15 protein-coding genes are annotated in these 19,329 nt (G+C 71.5%); 5 read left to right on the top strand and 10 right to left on the bottom strand.

All coding sequences use genetic code 11. The annotated features are described in order from the left end of the window. Nucleotides 1-5: 5 nt before the first annotated feature. The 8 genes from ACFYO2_RS19395 to iolC all read right to left on the bottom strand — a co-directional run bounded on the left by ACFYO2_RS19395 (nt 6) and on the right by iolC (nt 11,541). On the bottom strand, nt 6-1,538 hold the full coding sequence (locus tag ACFYO2_RS19395) for a von Willebrand factor type A domain-containing protein (protein WP_388350148.1): 1,533 nt from the start codon (nt 1,536-1,538) through the stop codon (nt 6-8). A gap of 147 nt (nt 1,539-1,685) precedes the next feature. Beyond that, on the bottom strand, nt 1,686-2,549 hold the full coding sequence (locus ACFYO2_RS19390; RefSeq protein ID WP_388350146.1) for an ABC transporter permease: 864 nt from the start codon (nt 2,547-2,549) through the stop codon (nt 1,686-1,688). Continuing rightward, nucleotides 2,546-5,194 (bottom strand): CocE/NonD family hydrolase, encoded by a 2,649-nt coding sequence (locus ACFYO2_RS19385; protein ID WP_388350145.1) that lies wholly within the window; start codon nt 5,192-5,194, stop codon nt 2,546-2,548. Before ACFYO2_RS19385 ends, ACFYO2_RS19390 begins: the two co-directional genes overlap by 4 nt. 253 nt (nt 5,195-5,447) lie before the next feature. Further along, nucleotides 5,448-6,950 carry a CoA-acylating methylmalonate-semialdehyde dehydrogenase gene (mmsA, locus tag ACFYO2_RS19380; protein WP_388350143.1) on the bottom strand — a complete coding sequence of 501 codons (1,503 nt, stop codon included), beginning with the start codon at nt 6,948-6,950 and terminating at the stop codon, nt 5,448-5,450. Nucleotides 6,951-6,964: 14 nt separating this feature from the next. Next, the gene (gene iolD, locus ACFYO2_RS19375) at nt 6,965-8,848 is read right to left on the bottom strand and encodes a 3D-(3,5/4)-trihydroxycyclohexane-1,2-dione acylhydrolase (decyclizing) (RefSeq protein ID WP_388350141.1); all 1,884 of its coding nucleotides are present in this window, start codon (nt 8,846-8,848) and stop codon (nt 6,965-6,967) included. Further along, a complete protein-coding gene (gene iolB / locus ACFYO2_RS19370; protein ID WP_388350139.1) occupies nt 8,845-9,669 on the bottom strand; it encodes a 5-deoxy-glucuronate isomerase in 825 nt (274 codons plus the stop codon). Before iolB ends, iolD begins: the two co-directional genes overlap by 4 nt. Nucleotides 9,670-9,676: 7 nt before the next feature. Further along, nucleotides 9,677-10,594 carry a deoxyribose-phosphate aldolase gene (locus ACFYO2_RS19365; protein ID WP_388350137.1) on the bottom strand — a complete coding sequence of 306 codons (918 nt, stop codon included), beginning with the start codon at nt 10,592-10,594 and terminating at the stop codon, nt 9,677-9,679. Next, entirely contained in the window at nt 10,591-11,541 is a 951-nt protein-coding gene (iolC, locus tag ACFYO2_RS19360) for a 5-dehydro-2-deoxygluconokinase (protein WP_388350135.1), read from the bottom strand. The genes ACFYO2_RS19365 and iolC overlap by 4 nt, the downstream gene beginning before the upstream one ends. 140 nt (nt 11,542-11,681) lie before the next feature. On the opposite strand from iolC, the gene ACFYO2_RS19355 reads away from it, so the two are divergent. The 3 genes from ACFYO2_RS19355 (at nt 11,682) to ACFYO2_RS19345 (ending at nt 14,354) form a co-directional block, all read left to right on the top strand. Then, a complete protein-coding gene (locus ACFYO2_RS19355) occupies nt 11,682-12,599 on the top strand; it encodes a sugar phosphate isomerase/epimerase family protein (RefSeq protein ID WP_388350133.1) in 918 nt (305 codons plus the stop codon). A gap of 288 nt (nt 12,600-12,887) precedes the next feature. Further along, nucleotides 12,888-13,700, top strand: coding sequence for a helix-turn-helix domain-containing protein (locus tag ACFYO2_RS19350; protein ID WP_388350406.1), 813 nt, complete (start codon nt 12,888-12,890; stop codon nt 13,698-13,700). 453 nt (nt 13,701-14,153) lie between these two features. Then, complete coding sequence (locus ACFYO2_RS19345) at nt 14,154-14,354, top strand: helix-turn-helix transcriptional regulator (protein WP_388350131.1); 201 nt, start codon at nt 14,154-14,156, stop codon at nt 14,352-14,354. Nucleotides 14,355-14,393: 39 nt separating this feature from the next. Here the strand turns inward: ACFYO2_RS19345 and ACFYO2_RS19340 are convergent, their stop codons facing one another. Both ACFYO2_RS19340 and ACFYO2_RS19335 read right to left on the bottom strand, forming a co-directional pair. Beyond that, nucleotides 14,394-15,437, bottom strand: a complete 1,044-nt coding sequence (locus ACFYO2_RS19340) for a zinc-dependent alcohol dehydrogenase family protein (RefSeq protein WP_388350130.1) — start codon at nt 15,435-15,437, stop codon at nt 14,394-14,396. Nucleotides 15,438-15,481: 44 nt separating this feature from the next. Next, a complete protein-coding gene (locus ACFYO2_RS19335; protein WP_388350128.1) occupies nt 15,482-17,689 on the bottom strand; it encodes an MMPL family transporter in 2,208 nt (735 codons plus the stop codon). Between the two features lie 124 nt (nt 17,690-17,813). Here ACFYO2_RS19335 and ACFYO2_RS19330 point away from each other — a divergent pair, with 124 nt between their 5' ends. After that, nucleotides 17,814-18,488 carry a TetR/AcrR family transcriptional regulator gene (locus ACFYO2_RS19330; RefSeq protein WP_388350126.1) on the top strand — a complete coding sequence of 225 codons (675 nt, stop codon included), beginning with the start codon at nt 17,814-17,816 and terminating at the stop codon, nt 18,486-18,488. A gap of 130 nt (nt 18,489-18,618) precedes the next feature. Continuing rightward, a complete protein-coding gene (locus tag ACFYO2_RS19325; protein WP_388350124.1) occupies nt 18,619-18,858 on the top strand; it encodes a heavy-metal-associated domain-containing protein in 240 nt (79 codons plus the stop codon). Nucleotides 18,859-19,329 lie beyond the last annotated feature (471 nt).

Below are 19,329 nucleotides of genomic sequence, written 5' to 3'. Positions count from 1 at the left end.
ACGGGCTACCGGGGGAAGTGCCGCGCCTGGCGGATGGTCTCGGCGAGGTCCCGGACCGCCTTGTCCTCGGTGGTGTCCGCCAGGTCGTCGGCGCGCCCGGCGAGTTCGCTCATCGCAAGGGCACCCGGCAGCGGGTCCCAGCGGTCGTCACCCCGGCGCAGGGCGTCGGCGAAGTAGGCGGCCACCGCGGTGACTTGGAAGCGTGCGCTCGCGCTCCAGACGGAGTCGTCCAGGGAGTCGGACTCCAGCCGGCCGGACTCCTCGTGCGGGGTGCGGGTCTCGGGGTCCTGCCAGCGGACGGTGGCGGTGGCGAGGTGGCCGTCGGCGCCGGGCTCGGTGCGGACGGCGTAGAGGGCGGTGACCGTGTGGCCGGGGCCGACCTCGCCGCCGTCGACGCGGTCGTCGCGGAAGTCGTCGTCGGCGACCCGGCGGTTGTCGTAGCCGACCAGGCGGAACTCGGCGACCGTCTCCGGGTCGAAGGCGACCTGGGCCTTGGCGTCGCGGGCCGTGAGGTCGATGTTCTTCGGGAGCTGCTCGCAGAAGACCGTACGGGCCTCGTCGGCGTCAAAGACGTAGGTCGTGTGGCCGTCGCCCTTGTCGGCGAGGCGTTCCATCAGGGCGTCGCCGTAGTCGCTGCCGACGCCGACGCCGAAGAGGGTGATGCCGTGCTCGCGGCGGGCGCCGTCGATGCGGTCGAGGATGGCGTCGGGGTCGGTGTCGCCGTCGTTGGCGAGGGCGTCGGAGACGAGGACGACCCGGTTGGTGGCACCCTCGCGCAGGCCCTCGACGGCGGTGGCGTAGCCGGTCTCGACGCCCGCGCCGAGGTTGGTGGAGAAGGTCGGCTCCAGGTCGTCGATCGCCTCGTGGATCTCGCCGCGGTTGCCGTCGAGGCGGGTCATCGGCAGGACCGTCTCGGCCTGGTCGCTGAAAGTGACGATCGCGACCGAGTCGTCGTCGCGCAGCCGGTCCGTCATCACGCCGAGGGACTCCTGGGCAAGGTCGAGTCGGCCCGGTTCGGCCATGGAGCCGGAGATGTCGATGACGAAGGTGAGGGCGGCGGGCGGGCGTTCGCCGGTCCGCTGAGCGGCGCCGCGTGTGGCCAGGCCCACGCGGACCAGGGACCAGTCCTCCTCGTCGGTGCGGGCACCGTCGACGGTCACGGTGAAGCCGTTGCCGTCGGGGCGTTCGTAGTCCTGGCGGAAGCTGTTGACGAACTCCTCGGGGCGGATCGTCGACGGGTCGGGCCGCTGTCCGTCGGCGAGGGTGCGGCGGGCGTAGCCGTAGGAGGCGGTGTCGACGTCCAGGGCGAAGGTGGAGAGGTGGTCGGGTGAGGGGGCGGCCTCGCGGGACGCGTCGTCCTGTTCCCCGTTCTCCCGGCTGTAGTCCGGGGCCGGGAAGCCGGTCGCCCCCTCCGCGCGGTCCCTGCCGCTGCTGCTGTCGCCGCTGTCGCTCGCGCCGCACCCGGTGAGCAGCAGGCCTCCTGCCGCGGTGACCGCGAGCAGGGCGGCGCGCAGCCGTCGTATTCGATAGCGCTCCATGTTCCGTGCCCCCTTGGTCTGTTGACGCCGATGTCTGTGACTGTGACGGCGCGGGGGGACGGAACGTGCGCTACGGAGCGTTGCGGATGGATCTCGAAGAGGGCACGGAAGGCGGCCGTCGAGACCGGTAGGTGATCCTCCGTTGACCTACGACACCACGTCCTTGCGGGCGAAACCCCTGAAGGCCAGCGCGAACAGCACCACGGCGTACGTTATGGAGACGGCCGTGCCCTGGATCATGCCGGACCACTCGGCGTTCGGCTGGATGGCGTCGGCCCAGGCGAACTGCCAGTGCGCGGGCAGGAAGTCGCGCCAGTCGCCGAGGGCCGTCACGGCGTCCAGGACGTTGCCGACGATGGTCAGGCCGACCGCGCCGCCGACCGCGCCGAGCGGGGCGTCCGTCTTGGTCGACAGCCAGAACGCGAGCCCGGCGGTGACCAGTTGGGACACGAAGATGAACGCCACCACCACCACCAGCCGCTGGGCGGCCGTGCCCGGGGCGAGCGAGCCGCCGGTGGGGATCTCCAGCGGGCCCCAGCCGTAGGCGGCGGTGCCGACGGCCAGGGCCATCACCGGCAGCAGGATCATCGCAGCCAGGCTGAGCCCGAGCCCGACGACGAGCTTCGACCACAGCAGCCGGGCGCGCGGCACCGGAGCGGCGAGGAGATAGCGCAGGGAGGACCAGCCGGCCTCCGAGGCGACCGTGTCCCCGCAGAACAGGGCGACCGGGATGACCAGCAGGAAGCCCGCGGACACGAACAGGTTCACGGCGGCGAAGTTGGCGCCGGACGCCGTCGCCGTGTCCATCAGTGTGATCCGGTCGCCGCCCCCGTCCGGCTCGCCTCCGATGGCGAAGGCGATGAGCAGGACGAACGGCAGGGCGGCGAGGATCCCGCCCATGACCAAGGTGCGGCGCCGCTTCAGCTGGCGGGCCAGTTCCACCCGAAGGGGAAGCGTGCGGCCCGCGCGGTAACCAGAGGCGACCTCTGTGCGCTCTACGAGCGTGCTCATGCGGAGCCTCCGATCAGGGTGAGGAAGGCGTCTTCCAGTCGGCGGTGCGGGCCCACCGACGCGACGGGCACTTCGAGCCGGACGAGTTCGACGACCAGGCGCTGGGCGCTGCCGTCGGCGTCGAGGCGGATGAGGAGTCCGTCGTCGGTGCGCACGGCCGAGACCACGCCCGGCAGCGCGGCGATCTTCTCGACGACCGGCTCCTCCACGGGGGTTCCGGTGCCGACGAGCAGGGTGTCGCCGGAGCCGATGATCTCCTGGACCGGACCGGCCTGCACGAGGCGGCCCCGGTCCATCACCACGAGGTGCGTGCAGGACTGCTCGACCTCCGCGAGCAGGTGGCTGGAGACGATCACCGTGCGCCCGGCGGCCGCGTACCGGATCATCACCTCGCGCATCTCGCGGATCTGCGGCGGGTCCAGGCCATTCGTCGGCTCGTCCAGTATCAGCAGGTCTGGCATGCCGAGCATCGCCTGGGCGATGGCGAGGCGCTGGCGCATGCCCTGCGAGTACGTGCGCACCGCGCGGGCCAGCGCGTCGCCGAGGCCCGCGATCTCCAGGGCCTCGTCCAGGTGGGCGTCCTCGGCCGGGCGGCCGGTCGCCGCCCAGTACAGCTCCAGGTTCTCCCGGCCGGACAGGTGCGGCAGGAAGCCCGCGCCCTCCACGAAGGCGCCGACCCGGGACAGCACCGGCGCGCCCGGGCGGATCGCGCGGCCGAAGACCCGGATCTCCCCGTCGTCCGGCTTGATCAGGCCCATCAGCATGCGCAGGGTGGTCGTCTTGCCCGCGCCGTTCGGGCCCAGCAGGCCGAGGACCTGGCCCTTCTCCACGCGGAAGGACAGCTCCTTGACCGCGTACCGGTCCGCCGACTTGGCGTAGCGCTTGCTCAAGTCCGTTATCTGCAGGGGGACCTCGGCGAGCTCCGGGTCGGGGGGCGACACCGAGGTACGGCGGCGGCCGGTCAGCAGCAGGGCCAGGGCGACCACCGCGCCGGCGAGCGGCAGCCACCACACCCACGCGGGCAGCGGGGCGGCCGCGGTCTTCACACCGGGTGCGGTCGGCACGTTCAGGTCGCTCTTGAGGGAGACGGTGTACGTCGCCGGGGTGGCCGGGGAGGCGTACCCGAGGTCGGTGGAGGCGAGGACCAGGCGCAGCCGGTGACCCTGCTCGACGTTGTGGTCGATCGCGGGCAGCGTGATCGTCACGTCCTTGCCGGCCTTGGCGCCCTCGACCCTGAGGGGCGTGACCAGCTGGGAGGGCAGCACCTGCTGCCTGCCGCCCGGGCCGACGTCGTACACCTTCGCGAAGAGGACGGCGTCGTCGCCGGTCGACTTCACGTGGACGGTGACCGTCGGCGATCCGGTGATCCGCACGTCGTCGGTGACCGGCGCCGACTCGAAGCGGGCGAACTGGCCCGGGAAGTCCAGCGAGACGCCGACGCCGAGCGAGGAGAGCTGGGCGAGGCCGCCACCGCCGAGACCGGGAAGGGCCGAGACGGCGGGCGGGTTGGCGCCCGCCGGGTTGGCGAACCTCTGCTCGCGGCCGGTCAGGGCGAAGGACTTCCGTCCGCTCTGCAGGCCGGGGTAGGTGTCGTCGCTCGCGCCCCGCAGCAGCGCCTGACCGTCGGTGGAGTCGACGCCCCAGGTGCGGCTGACACGGAAGCCGGGGCCGGTGTCGGCGCCCTTGTCGTCCTTCAGGTACTGGTCGAACCAGGACTCCACGCGGGCCTGGACGCGGGTCCCCTCCATGTCCCCGCCGTCGTGGCCGCCCGCGATCCAGTCGACGTCGACCGGGGCGCCGCCCGCACGGATCGCCTTGGCGGCCGCGTCGGCCTGGCCGAGCGGGAAGAGGGAGTCGGTCTGGCCCTGCATGAGCAGCGTGGGCACCTTGATGCGGTCGCCGACGGCCGACGGCGACCGCTCCTGAAGGAGCTTCACGGCCTGCGCGTCCGGGGTGCCGGACTCGGCGACGCGTTCGTACATCTGGCAGATCTGCGTCTCGAACTTGCCGCAGCCGCCGCCGGAGTTGACGAAGATGCCCGCCCAGAGCTTCTTGAACACGCCGTTCGGGAAGAGGGCGTCGGCGAGATTCCAGTAGGTGATCGCCGGGGCGATGGCGTCCACGCGGGTGTCGTATCCGGCGGTCTCCAGCGCGATCGCGCCGCCGTAGGAGGCGCCTGCCATGCCCACGCGCGGGTCGCCGGTCTTGTCCAGCTGGACCTGCGGCTGCTTCGCCAGCCAGTCGATGAGCTTGCGGACGTCGGCGACCTCGCCCTTCGGGTCGTTCAGCCCGATCTTGCCGGTCGACCTGCCGAAGCTGCGGGCCGACCACGTCAGGACCGCGTACCCGTCCTGGGCGAGGTTCTGAGCCTGCTGCCGGACGTCGTTCTTGCTGCCGCCGAAGCCGTGGGCCAGGAGGACGGCGGGACGGCGGCCGTTTCCTGTGGAGGTGAAGAACGAGGTGTCGATGCGCACCCCGTTCCCCATGTCCATGACCCGGTCGGCGCGGCGTACCGGCGGCGCGTCGTCGTCGGCGGTGGCCGTCCATGTCCCGGCGCCGGCGAGCACCACGACGGCGGCCGCGGCGGCACCGAGCCGTCGCGGCCGCCGGAGCAGGTCTCGCAGCCGGGGCAGTCGAAGATCCATGCGTCAACGGTACGGGGTGAAGTGGGCGGGGAGTTATCGACTGGGGGGTGAACCACGCCCCATCCCATGGGGGTACGAGAGCGGTTTCGTGTACCGCGGGCGTGGTACGGCGGCTGAGAGCTCGGCGGGTTCTGTTGTCGGCCGGCTGCGGGTGCGTTGTGGCTGGTCGCCCAGTTCCCCGCGCCCCTCGATGGCCGCGCAGCGGCCACAGAACGGGGCCGCCCGTGTACGGACGGCCCCTGAACGGTCGGTGTCAGTGGTTGCGCGGGAAGCCCAGGTCGACGCCTGCCGGGGCGTCGGCCGGGTCGGGCCAGCGGGTGGTGACGACCTTGCCGCGGGTGTAGAAGTGCGTGCCGTCGTTGCCGTAGATGTGGTGGTCGCCGAAGAGCGAGTCCTTCCAGCCACCGAAGGAGTGGTAGCCGACGGGGACCGGGATCGGGACGTTCACGCCGACCATGCCGGCCTCGATCTCCATCTGGAAGCGGCGGGCCGCGCCGCCGTCCCGGGTGAAGATCGCGGTGCCGTTGCCGAAGGGGGACTCGTTGATCAGGGCCACGCCCTCGTCGTACGTGTCGACGCGCAGGACGCACAGGACCGGGCCGAAGATCTCGTCCTGGTAGGCCTTCGCCGAGGTGGGCACCTTGTCGAGGAGCGAGATGCCGATCCAGTGGCCGTCCTCGAAGCCGTCGACCGTGTAGCCGGTGCCGTCGAGGACCACCTCGGCGCCCTCGGCCGCCGCGCCCTCCACGTAGGAGGCCACCTTGTCGCGGTGGACGGCGGTGATCAGCGGGCCCATCTCGGAGCTCGGGTCGTTGCCCGGACCGATCTTGATCTTCTCGGCGCGCTCGCGGATCTTGTCGACCAGCTCGTCGCCGATCGCGCCGACCGCGACCACGGCCGAGATGGCCATGCAGCGCTCGCCCGCCGAACCGTAGGCCGCCGAGACCGCCGCGTCCGCCGCCGCGTCGAGGTCGGCGTCCGGGAGGACCAGCATGTGGTTCTTGGCGCCGCCCAGGGCCTGGACGCGCTTGTGGTTGGCGGAGGCGGTGGTGTGGATGTAGCGGGCGATCGGGGTCGAGCCCACGAAGGAGATCGCCTTGACGTCCGGGTGCTCCAGGAGGCGGTCGACGGCCACCTTGTCGCCGTGGACGACGTTGAAGACGCCGTCCGGCAGACCGGCCTCGGCCAGCAGTTCGGCGATCTTCAGGGACGCCGACGGGTCCTTCTCGGACGGCTTCAGCACGAACGTGTTGCCGCACGCGATGGCCATCGGGAACATCCACATCGGCACCATCGCCGGGAAGTTGAACGGCGTGATGCCGGCGACCACGCCCAGCGGCTGGCGGATGGACGAGACGTCCACGCGGCTGGCGACCTGCGTCGACAGCTCGCCCTTCAGCTGCACGTTGATGCCACAGGCCAGGTCCACGATCTCCAGGCCGCGCGCGACCTCGCCGAGCGCGTCGCTGTGCACCTTGCCGTGCTCGGCGGTGATCAGCTCGGCGATGGCGTCGCGGTTGGCGTCGAGCAGGGCGCGGAAGCGGAAGAGGATCTCCGTGCGCTTGGCAAGGGAGGACTGTCCCCAGGTCGCGTAGGCGTCCTTGGCGGCGGCGACTGCCGCGTCCACCTCGTCGACGGAGGCGAACGCGACCTTCGTGGTGACCGCGCCGGTGGCAGGGTCGGTGACCGGCCCGTACGTACCCGACGCGCCTTCGACGGTCTTGCCGCCGATCCAGTGGTTGACGATCTTCGTCATGACCGAGTACTCCTTCACAGATGGCGGCGTCGGGTGGAGACGTGCCGTTCGTACAGCTCACGTGCCTTCACCGCGGACGGTCGGGTCGCGGTTTCGGCCACAGGTACATCCCACCAGGCCTGCGCCGGCGGCGGGCCCGACACTGTGTCTGCCGTTTCCGTCTCGACGTAGACACATGTGGGAGTGTCGGCCGCCCGGGCCTCGGCGAGCGCGGCCCGCAGATCCCGTACGGTCTTCGCGCGCAGCACGCGCATGCCCAGGCTCGCCGCGTTGGCGGCGAGGTCGACGGGGAGCGGCGCCCCCGTGTAGGTACCGTCCTCGGACTGATAGCGGTAGGCGGTGCCGAAGCGCTCGCCGCCCACCGTCTCGGACAGTCCGCCGATGGACGCGTAGCCGTGGTTCTGCACGAGGAGCATCTTGATGGCGATCCCCTCCTGTACGGCCGTCACGATCTCCGTCGGCATCATCAGATAGGTGCCGTCGCCGACCAGCGCCCACACGGGCCGGTCGGGTGCCGCCATCTTGACGCCGATGGCGGCCGGGATCTCGTAGCCCATGCAGGAGTAGCCGTACTCCAGGTGGTACTGGTCCCGGGAGCGCGCCCGCCACAGCTTGTGCAGGTCGCCGGGGAGCGAACCGGCCGCGTTGATGATCACGTCCGTGTCGTCGACCAGGGCGTCAAGGGCGCCGAGCACCTGGGGCTGCGTCGGGCGTACGTCCGGCTCCTCGGCCTCGTAGCAGGCGTCGACGCGCTGTTCCCAGCGCTCCTTGTCCTCCGTGTACTCGCGGACGTACGTGTCCGGGACCCGGTGCCCGTGCATGCCCAGGGACTGGGTGAGCTCCTGGAGGCCGCTGCGGGCGTCCGCGACGAGCGGCAGGCCGGCGAGCTTGTGGCCGTCGTACGGGGCGATGTTGAGGTTGAGGAAGCGGACGCCCGGGTGTTCGAAGAGGGTGCCGGAGGCGGTGGTGAAGTCGGTGTAGCGGGTGCCGACGCCGATCACCAGGTCGGCCAGGCGGGCGAGCTCGTCGGCCGTCGCGGTGCCGGTGTGGCCGACGCCGCCGACGTCCTGGGGATGGTCGTAGCGCAGGGAGCCCTTGCCTGCCTGCGTGGAGGCGACCGGGATGCCGGTGGCCGCGGCGAACTCGGCGAGGGCCTCCTCGGCGCGGCTGTGGTGGACGCCGCCGCCGGCGATCAGCAGGGGGCGCTCGGCCGTCCTGATCGCGTCGACCGCCTCGGCGAGTTCGGTCGGGTCGGCGCCCGGACGTCGTACGACCCAGGTGCGCTCGGCGAAGAACTCGTCGGGCCACTCGTACGCCTCGGCCTGGACGTCCTGCGGGAGGGCCAGCGTCACGGCCCCGGTCTCCACCGGGTCGGTGAGCACCCGCATGGCCTGCAGGGCGGCCGGGATCAGGGCCTCCGGCCGGGTGACGCGGTCGAAGTACCTCGACACCGGGCGCAGGCAGTCGTTGACCGACACGTCACCGGCGTACGGCAGTTCCAGCTGCTGGAGGACCGGGTCGGCGACCCGGGTGGCGAAGGTGTCGCCGGGGAGCAGCAGAACCGGGATGTGGTTGATCGTGGCGAGGGCGGCACCGGTGACCAGGTTGGTCGCGCCGGGGCCGATGGAGGTCGTGACCGCGTGGGTGGAGAGGCGGCCCGACTGCCTCGCGTAGCCGACCGCCGCGTGCACCATGGACTGCTCGTTGCGGCCCTGGTGGTACGGCATCTCGTCGGCGTACTCCACGAGCGCCTGGCCGAGCCCGGCGACGTTCCCGTGGCCGAAGATGCCCCAGGTCGCGCCGATCAGCCGCTGCCGCACGCCGTCGCGTTCCGTGTACTGGGCGGACAGGAAGCGGACGAGCGCCTGCGCGACCGTGAGCCTCGTCGTTGAGGTCATCGGTAACCCCCTGTGCTTTCTACGTGGGCCGGGTGGAAGCAGATCCGCCACTCCCGGGTCTCGCCCGGGCCCGCCATGACGTTCAGGTAGTACATGTCGTGGCCGGGCTGAGCGATCGACGGGCCGTGCCATCCGTCGGGGACGAGCACGGCGTCGCCGGAGCGGACCTCCGCGAGGACGTCGGATCCGCCCTCACGGGAAGGGGATACGCGCTGATAGCCGAATCCGTTCGGGCCGTCGATCTCGAAGTAGTAGATCTCCTCCAGCTCCGCCTCCTCGCCCGGCCGGTGCTCGTCGTGCTTGTGCGGCGGGTACGAGGACCAGTTGCCGCCCGGCGTGATCACCTCGACGGCGATCAGCTTGTCGCAGTCGAAGGCGTCCGCCGAGGCGAAGTTGCGGACGTGGCGCAGGCAGTTGCCGCTGCCGCGCTGTTCCTGCGGGACCTCCGGCGCGGGGCCGTAGCGGGCGGGGAGTCGTCGCTCGCACTTCGCTCCTGCCAAAGCAAAGCGGCCGCCCGCGCCGGAGGCGATCTGTGCCCGGGCGTCACGGGGCACGTACGCGAAGTCGCTGACTCCGGCGAACACGCTTTCCCGGCCCAGGAGTCGGAACTCACTGCCCTCTGCTTGTACGGTGCATCCGCCTTGCAGCGGGAGGACGATCCACTCGCTGTCCCCGGTGTCGAAGGCGTGCGTACCGCCCGCCTCCAGTTCGACGATCCGCAGGCTGCTGTGGGTCCAGCCGGCCCGCTTCGGGTCGATGTCGACGGCGTACCGGGCGCCGGTCGTGGTGCCCTTCGCGAGGTAGAGGTCGTTGCTCGTCATGCGGCCCTCACAACAGTCCTACGGCGGTGTCCACAGCGGCGGCCACGTCGCCGTCCGCCGGGTACAGCAGCGAACGGCCGACCACCAGGCCGCGCACGGTGGGCAGTTGCAGGGCTCCCCGCCACTTCTCGTACGCACCGTCCTGATCGTCGCCGACCTCGCCGCCCAGCAGCACGGCGGGCAGCGTGGAGGCCGCCATGACCTCGGCCATGTCGTCGGGGTTCTCGGTGACGGGCACCTTCAGCCAGGTGTAGGCCGAGCTGCCGCCGAGCCCGGAGGCGATGGCGATCGACTTGGTGACGGCTTCCGCGGAGAGGTCGTTGCTCAGCCTGCCCTCCGGGGAGCGGCGGCTGATGAACGGCTCGACGAACACGGGGAGCCGACGCGCGGCCATGTCGTCGATGGCGCGGGCCGTGGACTCCAGAGTGGTGAGGGAGCCCGGGTCGTCGTAGTCGATCCGCAGAAGCAGCTTGCCCGCGTCGAAGCCGAAGCGCTCGATGTCCTCGGGGCGGTGGCCGGTGAAGCGGTCGTCGAGTTCAAAACTGGCGCCCTGGAGGCCGCCGCGGTTCATCGAGCCCATGACGACCTTGCCGTCGAGGGCACCGAGGAGCAGCAGGTCGTCGAGGATGTCGGCGGTGGCGAGGACGCCGTCCACGCCGGGGCGCGACAGGGCCAGGCACAGGCGCTGGAGCAGGTCGACGCGGTTGGCCATGGCGAACTTGCGGTCGCCGACACCGAGGGCGCCGCGGGCCGGGTGGTCGGCGGCGACGATCATCAGACGGCCGGTCTCGTTGAGCAGCGGCCGGCGGGGGCGGCGGGCGGCGGCCTCCGCGATCGCCTCGGGGTGCTGGGTGCGCAGGCGGACGAGTTCGGAGACGTCGACGGAGGGCACGGGGCCGTTTCCTACGGGGGCGACGGCGGTCACAGGACCGCTCCCGCCGCGAGGGCCGCTGTCACTTCGTCCGGTGTGGGCATCGCGGACGAGCACTCCAGGCGGGAGGCGACGATGGCCCCGGCCGCGTTGGCGTGCCGCATGATCTTCTCCAGGTCCCAGCCCTCCAGCAGGCCGTGGCAGAGTGAGCCGCCGAAGGCGTCGCCGGCGCCGAGGCCGTTGAGGACGTTCACCGGGAGCGGTGGGACCTCGGCGGACTCGCCCTTGCTGTTGACGGCGAGGACGCCCTTGGGGCCCTGCTTGACCACGGCGAGTTCGACACCGGCGTCAATGAGCGCGCGGGCTGCGGCGTGCGGCTCGCGCACTCCGGTGGCCACCTCCACCTCGTCGAGGTTGCCGACGGCGACGGTGGTGTGACGGAGGGCCTCTTCGTAGAAGGGGCGGGCCGTGTCGGGGTCGCTCCAGAACATCGGGCGCCAGTCGAGGTCGAAGACGGTCACCTGGGCCCTGGCCCGGTGGGCGAGGGCCGCCAGGGTCGCCGTACGGCTGGGCTCCTCGCTCAGGCCGGTGCCGGTGACCCAGAAGATGCGGGCCTCGCGGATGGCGTCCAGGTCCAGCTCGTGGGCGTCGATCTCCAGGTCGGGCGCCTTGGGCCGGCGGTAGAAGTAGAGCGGGAAGTCGTCCGGCGGGAAGACCTCGCAGAAGGTGATCGGCGTCTGCAGATCCGGCACCGGGGTGACCCAGCGGTCGTCGACGCCGAAGCCCCGCAGCTCCTCGTGCAGGTAGGTGCCGAAGGGGTCGTCGCCGGTACGTGTGATCACCGCCGTGTGCCGTCCCAGGCGGGCGGCGGCGACCGCGACGTTGGTGGCCGAGCCGCCGAGGAACTTGCCGAAGGACGACACCTGCGGCAGCGGGACGCCCGTCTGCAGCGGATAGAGGTCCACTCCGATCCGCCCCATGGTGATCAGGTCGTACGGCATCGACTTCCCTTCGTGTCGGCTCTCCACGGCTTTCTGGTCCCGACGGCTTTCTAGTCCCGCATGGTGAGCCATGTCAATACTTTGTCCAGACATTCGGACGAGGCTTGACACCTCCGCTCCGGATCCGCACGCTGGCGGCCATGACGTCGTTGTCACCTCAGACCTCACTGTCCCGCATCCGGATCGGATCGGCCCCCGACTCCTGGGGCGTCTGGTTCCCGGACGATCCCCGGCAGGTGCCCTGGCGGCGCTTCCTCGACGAGGTCGCGCAGTCCGGCTACGAGTGGATCGAACTCGGCCCGTACGGATACCTGCCGACCGACCCGGCCGTCCTCACCGAGGAGACCGCCAGGCGTGGCCTGAAGGTGTCGGCCGGCACGGTCTTCACCGGCCTGCACCACGGCGAGGCCGTGTGGGAGAAGACCTGGGCGCATGTCGCGGACAACGCCGTCCTGGCGCAGGCGATGGGGGCCTCCCACCTGGTGGTCATCCCGTCCTTCTGGCGGGACGACAAGACCGGTGAGGTGCTGGAGCCGGACACGCTCACGCCCGAGCAGTGGCGCAATCTGGCCTCCCTGACCGAGCGGCTGGGGCGGCGGGTGCGCGAGGAGTACGGGCTGCGGATCGTCGTCCACCCGCACGCCGACACCCACATCGACAGCGAGGAGAACGTCGTCCGGTTCCTGGACGGCACGGACTCCGACCTGGTGTCGCTGTGCCTGGACACCGGGCACTACGCGTACTGCGGCGGCGACAGCGTCAAGCTCATCGAGACCTACGGCGAGCGGATCGGGTACCTGCACCTCAAGCAGGTCGACCCGGAGATCCTGGCCGACGTGCGGGCGAACGAGGTGCCGTTCGGGCCTGCGGTCGCGCGCGGTGTGATGTGCGAGCCGCCCGCAGGCGTGCCCGCCCTGGGTCCCGTCCTGGAGGCCGCGCAGAAGCTGGACGTCGACCTGTTCGCGATCGTCGAGCAGGACATGTACCCGTGCGAGCCGGACCGGCCGCTGCCGATCGCGCAGCGGACCCGGGCGTTCTTGAGGTCGTGCGGGGCGTAGCCCTCCGGGGGTGGGGCGGGGCGCCTACGGGGGTGCCGGTTGTGCGGGTGCGCGGGCGGGTGCGGCTTGTGGGGGCTTGTCGCGCAGTTCCCTCGCGCCCCTGGGCATGTCTTCCTCGCCGTAGCACGATGGGTGCCCTCTGGAGGCGGGCTGCGTGGGGGGCTGATGGTGGGTGCGGTGCTGGTCCGGTCCGGGCAGGGCCCCGCGGGTTCCTGGGAGTCCGCCCTCGCCTTATCCCATCCGCGGCTGCGGCCCGGCGTGATGAGCTACCGCGGGCTGCGGCTGGCGATGGAACGGCCGCGGCGTCGGCTGGAGGCGCCCATCGGCGCGGTGACGCTGCTGCTGGGCTTCGACCAGCCCGTCCGCATCTCGCGCGCCGGTCGGCCCACGGTCACCCTCGTGTCGGTCTACTGCGGGCCCACGACCACACCGGCCGTCGGCGAGCACGCCGGACGGCTGTCCGGCATCGAGGTGCTGCTCACGCCCTGGGCCGCGTTCACCCTCTTCGGCACCCCGCAGTCCGAACTCGCCGACCGCACCGTCGACCCCGACGACCTCCCGCACGCCCTGGGCGGACGCGTCGGCGAACTCTCCGCCGCGCTGGCCGCGTTGCCGACCTGGCAGGACCGCTTCGGGCTGCTCGACGACGTGTTCGCGCGCTGGTGGGCGGCCGGTACGCCGTGTTCGGCACGGGTGGTGCGGGCCTGGTCGGAGCTGGTGCGGACGGGCGGTTCGATGCCGGTACGACGGCTCGCCGAGGAGGTCGGCTGGAGCGTACGGCACCTGGAGAACCGTTTCCGGGAGCAGATCGGGCTGGGTCCGAAGGCGGCGGCGCGCGTGCTGCGGTTGCAGCGGGCGCGGCGGCTGCTGGCGGCGGGGCGGGGGCAGGCGGAGACGGCCGCGGTCTGCGGGTTCTACGACCAGGCGCATCTCAGCGGCGAGTTCAAGGCGATGACGGGGTGCACGCCGAGAGAGTTCACGGCGGCCCGGCAGGTACGGGTTCAGGTGCCGACCCGGACCGGGGCGCCGGCGATCGACCGGATGGCAGGCGAGGCGACGAGTCTTGTCCTCGATTCTTGTCCTCGATCTGGACGAAATTAGTGCGGTTTTCTCCAAGACCGGCGACGCTCGCTGAAGGCACGCTGTGCGTCCCGGACGAAGGACCGGGACGCACCGGGGGGGTGCGGGGAGCCGGGGGGGGGGGGGGGGGGGGGGGGGGGGGGGGGGGCGCGCGCCCCCCCCCCCGCGCGGGCCCCCCCCCCGCCTCGGGCTGTGCGGCCGCCCTGAGCCGCGGAGCCTCTTTCCGCCGTATGTCAACGCGCCCGGCCATGAGCCCACGTATGCCTTTGCGTCACTTCTGTCACGAACACCCCCTTCGCGTCACACATGTCCCGGGTACGCGGCTCCTGCGTCACACCCGGCACACAGGCCCTGCCCTCCCCTCAGTCACCGTCGTTCACCGGGCACAGGCTTTGTGATCGCCAGCGCTGTGCCCGGTACCCCGTGACGGCCGCCCCCGGCCGCCGCCGCGGCCTGCGCAGGGAGGTGCACTTCATGACCGACCGAAGGCTCTGGTCCTACAAGGAGATCGCGGCGCACATCGAGGTCCAGCCCGACACCGTGCGGTCCTACCGCAAACACGGGCTGCTGCCCCCGCCCGACCACGTCGAGGGCGGCAAGCCCTTCTGGTACGCGGACACGGTCCGGGCGTGGGTGGCGTCCCGGCCGGGCAATCGCGGTCGCAGACTGGACTGACCGACCGTCCTTCGGCTCCTCGACCACAAGGGGCCGTCCTCAGCTCCACGGCTCGATGACGGTCACCCCCACCCCCGGTGCCGTTCCCATCGCGGCCAGCGCCGCCGGCACCGCGGCCAGCCCTATCGTCGACGTGACCAGCAGGTCGGGCCGCAGTACTCCCGCCCGGACCAGTTCCAGCATCGGCGGATAGGTGTGCGCGGCCATGCCATGGCTGCCGAGGAGTTCCAGCTCCAGGCCGATCGCGCGGGCCATGGGGACGGGAGTCGTGCCGTCGGCCGAAGGCAGCAGGCCCACCTGGACGTGGCGGCCCCTGCGGCGCAGGCCGTGCACGGAGGCCGCGCAGGTGGTGGGCGAGCCGAGGGCGTCGAGGGAGAGGTGGGCGCCGCCGCCGGTCAGCTCGCGGACCGCCGCCGCCGTGTCCTCGGTGCGGGACGCGTCCACGCACTCCACGGCACCGAACTTGCGTGCCAGGTCCAGGGCCCCCGGCGACACGTCGACCGCCACCACCCGCGCCCCCGACGCCACCGCGATCATTACCGCGGACAGGCCGACGCCCCCGCAGCCGTGCACAGCGACCCACTCCCCCGCCGCCACCCGGCCCTGCTGCACCACTGCCCGGAACGCCGTGGCGAACCGACAGCCGAGGGAGGCCGCGGTGGCGAAGAACATCTCGTCCGGGACCGCGACGAGGTTCACCTCGGCATGGTCCAGCGCCACGTACTGGGCGAAGGAACCCCAGTGTGTGAAGCCGGGCTGTGTCTGCCGCTCGCACACCTGCTGGTCGCCCGCCGCGCAGGACGGGCAGTTGCCGCAGGCGCACACGAAGGGGACGGTCACACGGTCGCCGGGGTGCCAGCCGGTCACCCGGGCGCCCACCGCCTCGACGACACCGGCGAGTTCATGCCCCGGCACATGCGGCAGCTTGATGTCCGGGTCGTGGCCCTGCCAGCCGTGCCAGTCGCTGCGGCACAGCCCCGTCGCCTCGACCCGCACCACGGCCCCGTGCTCCGCGGGCGCCGGATCCGCCACCTCCCGTACGTCGGCCGGCTCCCCGTACCGCTCGAACACCACAGCCCGCATACGCCCGCCTCGCCTTTGCGCCGATCACCTCTGACGGCGGAACGTTAACCGCGCGCCGCCACCTTGTCCCGGTCCTGCTCCGCTGCCGGCTCCGATCCCCCGCCGCCCTCACTCAGCCCGAACCGCTCATGGAACCGCCGCAGCGGTTGTGGGGCCCACCAGGTCGCCCGGCCCGTGAGGCGCATGACAGCCGGGACCAGGAGGCTGCGGACGATCATCGCGTCCATCACGACCGCCAGCGCGATTCCCAGGCCGAGCATCTTGGTGTTGGTCACCCTGGAGGTGCCGATCGCGACCATCACCACGGCGAGGATCACCGCGGCCGCCGTTATCAGCCCGCCCGTGCGCTGCAGTCCGTGCCGGACCGACCGGTCGTGGTCGCCGGTCTTGTCGTACTCCTCCTTGATGCGGGAGAGCAGGAAGACGCCGTAGTCCATCGACAGTCCGAAGGCCACGCAGAACATCAGGACCGGAAGGGTCGTCTCTATCGAGCCGGGGCTGGTGAAGCCGAGCAGGCCGGACAGATGGCCGTCCTGGAAGACCCAGACCACCGCGCCGAACATGGCCGTCAGGCTGAGCGCGTTGAGCACGACCGCCTGGATCGGTATCAGCAGGCTGCCGGTCAGCAGGAACACCAGGAGCAGGGTGACGATCACGATGAAGGCGCCCGCGAGGGGCAGTTGCTCGGCTATCGCGTCCTTGGAGTCGACCAGGACGGCCGCGGTGCCGGTCACCTTCGTGCCGAAGGGGGCGTTCGTGGCGCGCAGGTCGTCCACCAGGCGCTGGGCCGGGTCGTCGACCGCCTCGCCCTTCGGCAGCACGGTGAAGTACGCCGAGTCGCCCTTGACCAGCGGGCCGTCCACCCGCTGCACCTCGGGCAGGTCCCCGATCCGCTCCTTGTAAGCGGCGTACTGCGCCTGGGTCGCCGGCCCCTCGGCGAGCACTTCGAGGCCGCCGCCGGGGCTGCCGGGGAAGCCGTCCCTGATGTGCTGCTGCACGACGTGGGACTCGGCGCCTGCCGGCAGCTGACGGTCGTCGGCGGTGCCGAACTTCACGCCCAGGAAGGGCAGTCCGAGCAGGACGAGCACGGCCGTGGTGCCCAGGGCGAAGAAGGGGGCGCGGCGCATGACGAGGTTCGCGGTGCGCGCCCAGGCGCCGCTCCCCTCCACGGCCGCCCGCGGTGGCCCGCCGCGCCGGAACACGCGGCGCAGGTCGAGGGAGTCGACCCGGTGGCCCAGCAGGACGAGAGCCGCCGGGAGCAGGATCAGCGCGGCCGCGGCGGCCAGCAGGACGACCGCGATACCGGCGTACGCGAAGGACCGCAGGAAGTACTGCGGGAAGAGCAGCATCGCGGCCAGTGAGACCGCGACCGTGAGCGCGGAGAAGAGCACGGTGCGGCCGGCCGTGCGCAGCGTCGTGCCGACCGCCGTCAACGGCTCGGCTCCGTCGGCCAGTTCCTCGCGGAAGCGGCGGACGATGAAGAGGGCGTAGTCGACGGCGAGGCCGAGGCCCAGGGCCGTGGTGAGGTTCAGTGCGAAGACGGAGACGTCGGTGACCTCGGTGAGGCCGCGCAGCACCGCGTTCGTGCCGAGGATCGCGACGATGCCGATGCCGAGAGGCAGCAGGGCGGCGATCGCGCTGCCGAAGACCATCACCAGCAGCACCAGCGTCACCGGCAGGGCGATCATCTCGGCGCGGGTCAGGTCCTCCTGGATGATCGTCTGCATCTCGTGCCGCACGGCGACCGGGCCGCCGACCGTCACGTCCACCGGGCCGTGTGCGCCTCGGTATGACGGGGCGATGCGGTCCAGGGTCTCGCCCATCTCCTTCTCGTCGCCCGCGATCCGGGCGGCGATCAGCGCCTCGTGGCCGTCCTTCGCGCGCAGGGCGGGGGCGCCGGACTGCCAGTACGAGCTGACGCCCATGACGCCCTCCTCCCCGGCCAGTCGCCCGGCGAGCCGCTCGGCCTCGGCGGCGACCGCCGGGTCGTCGACCGAGGAGCCGCCCGAGTCCACCAGGAGCAGGAAGTTGGGCTGGGAGTCGGGGAAATCGCGCTCCAGGGCCTTGGTCGCGTACGTCGACTCGGCGTCCGGATCCTCCCAGCCGCCGGCACCCAGCCGGTCCGCGACCCCGCTGCCCGCCAGCACGGCGAGCACGGTCACCACCAGGGCCGCGAGCAGCGACAACCGGGGGCGGGCGGTCACGAATCGGGCCCAGCCGCCTACGCGGGGCGGGCCGTTGACTTCGGTCATCGTGCGGTGTCCCCTTCACCGTGGAGCGCATAAAATGGCAAACACGAGACCTCGCTCGCGTTCCACCAGAATGCGAGCGACCGCTCGTGTTTGTCAACCGTGCCCGGAGAGTTGGGGAAAACACGTGCCCGACAGCCAGGAGAAGCAGGAGCAGGAGCAGCCGCCGCGCCGCCGCCAGGCCCGCGGTGAGCGCCGAATCGCCCAACTCCTCGAAGCCGCCGCCCACGTCTTCTGCACCACCGGCTACACGGCCGCCAGCACCAACGCCATCGCCCGCGAGGCGGGCGTCTCGCCGGGCACGCTCTATCAGTTCTTCCCGAACAAGGAAGCGATCGCGATCGAGCTGGGCGACCGCCTCATGCACGAGATGCGGGACACCTACGGCGAGGCGCTCGCACCGGTCGACCCCGTGACCCCGCTGGAGGAGGCCGTCGGTGCAGCCGTCGAGCGGTTCATCGACTTCAACTGCCGGCACCCGGTGTTCTTCGCGCTGATGCACGGCCCCGATGCCCCCGGCCGGATCTCCGAGGCGCACGACGCCCTGCACGCCACGCTGCTCTCCCGCATCGAGGGCCTGCTCTCCTCGTTCCTGCCCGACGCGCCCCCGGGCGACCTCTCCCGTACCGCGCACATGTGCCTGGGCATGTACAAGGCCGGCCTCGAACTGGTCCTCGCCCACGAAGGCGCCGAGCGCGAGGCGTACGTCCGGGAACTGAAGAACGCCCTGGTCCGCTATCTCGACCCGCTGGTCGGGGAGAGACTCGGCCGGCCCGGCCTGACCGCGACCCAGGCTCCCTGACCGGCCTCACCGCGGCTCAGACCGCTCACCCGCCCACGGGCACGCCGTGTCCCTCTTCGGGAAATACCCCCTAGGGGTATAACGTGGAGAGGGAGAGCAGAGTCCCACGCGCCCCGACGAGGAGAACGACATGAGCACCCAGACCGACACCCCGGGTACCGTCACCGCCGTCTACAAGGTGACCGGCATGAGCTGCGGGCACTGCGAGGGCTCCGTCTCGAGCGAGATCTCCGAGATCCCCGGTGTCAGCTCGGTGAAGGCCGTCGCCTCGACCGGTGAGGTCACCGTCGTGTCCGCGGCACCCCTCGACGAGGAGGCCGTGCGGGCCGCCGTCGACGAGGCCGGCTTCGAGCTCGCCGGCAAGGCCTGAGCCCTGATCCGCTTCCGATCTCCCGCCCCGGAACCGGTACCGGCCGGCCGGTACCGGTTCCGGCGGACGTGAAGGCCGTCGCCGCCCCCACGATCACCGGGTTCAGCAATCCTGTTGGTGGTGACGAACAGCCTTCGGCTCCGGGCATTCCGATGCCGGACCCCCCCCTGGAGTCCGGCGCCGCCCTCACATAAGCTCTTCACAAGGCTCGCGCATCATCCTTACGCTTGGGTCCCGTTCGCAGTATCCGGGCTCTTGCGTACCTAACGGACATATGCAAGAGACGCAGATCACAGTGATACGAACGTAACCATCGAAGGAGTTCGAAGGTCTAAGTTGACGATGTCAGAAGGCGTCTTGGGGGGCGCTGACTGGCATCTGAGGATGTCTTGGGGGACTTCCTCAGAGATGCGTTGCCGGGACACGTACACCGGGGAGCTTTGAGCGGCCCTCCCGTCCGTGCGCTGTCCC

Source organism: Streptomyces sp. NPDC006602 (genome assembly GCF_042870385.1).
Taxonomy (GTDB): Bacteria; Actinomycetota; Actinomycetes; order Streptomycetales; family Streptomycetaceae; genus Streptomyces.
This window is presented reverse-complemented; position numbering and strand designations above follow the sequence as displayed.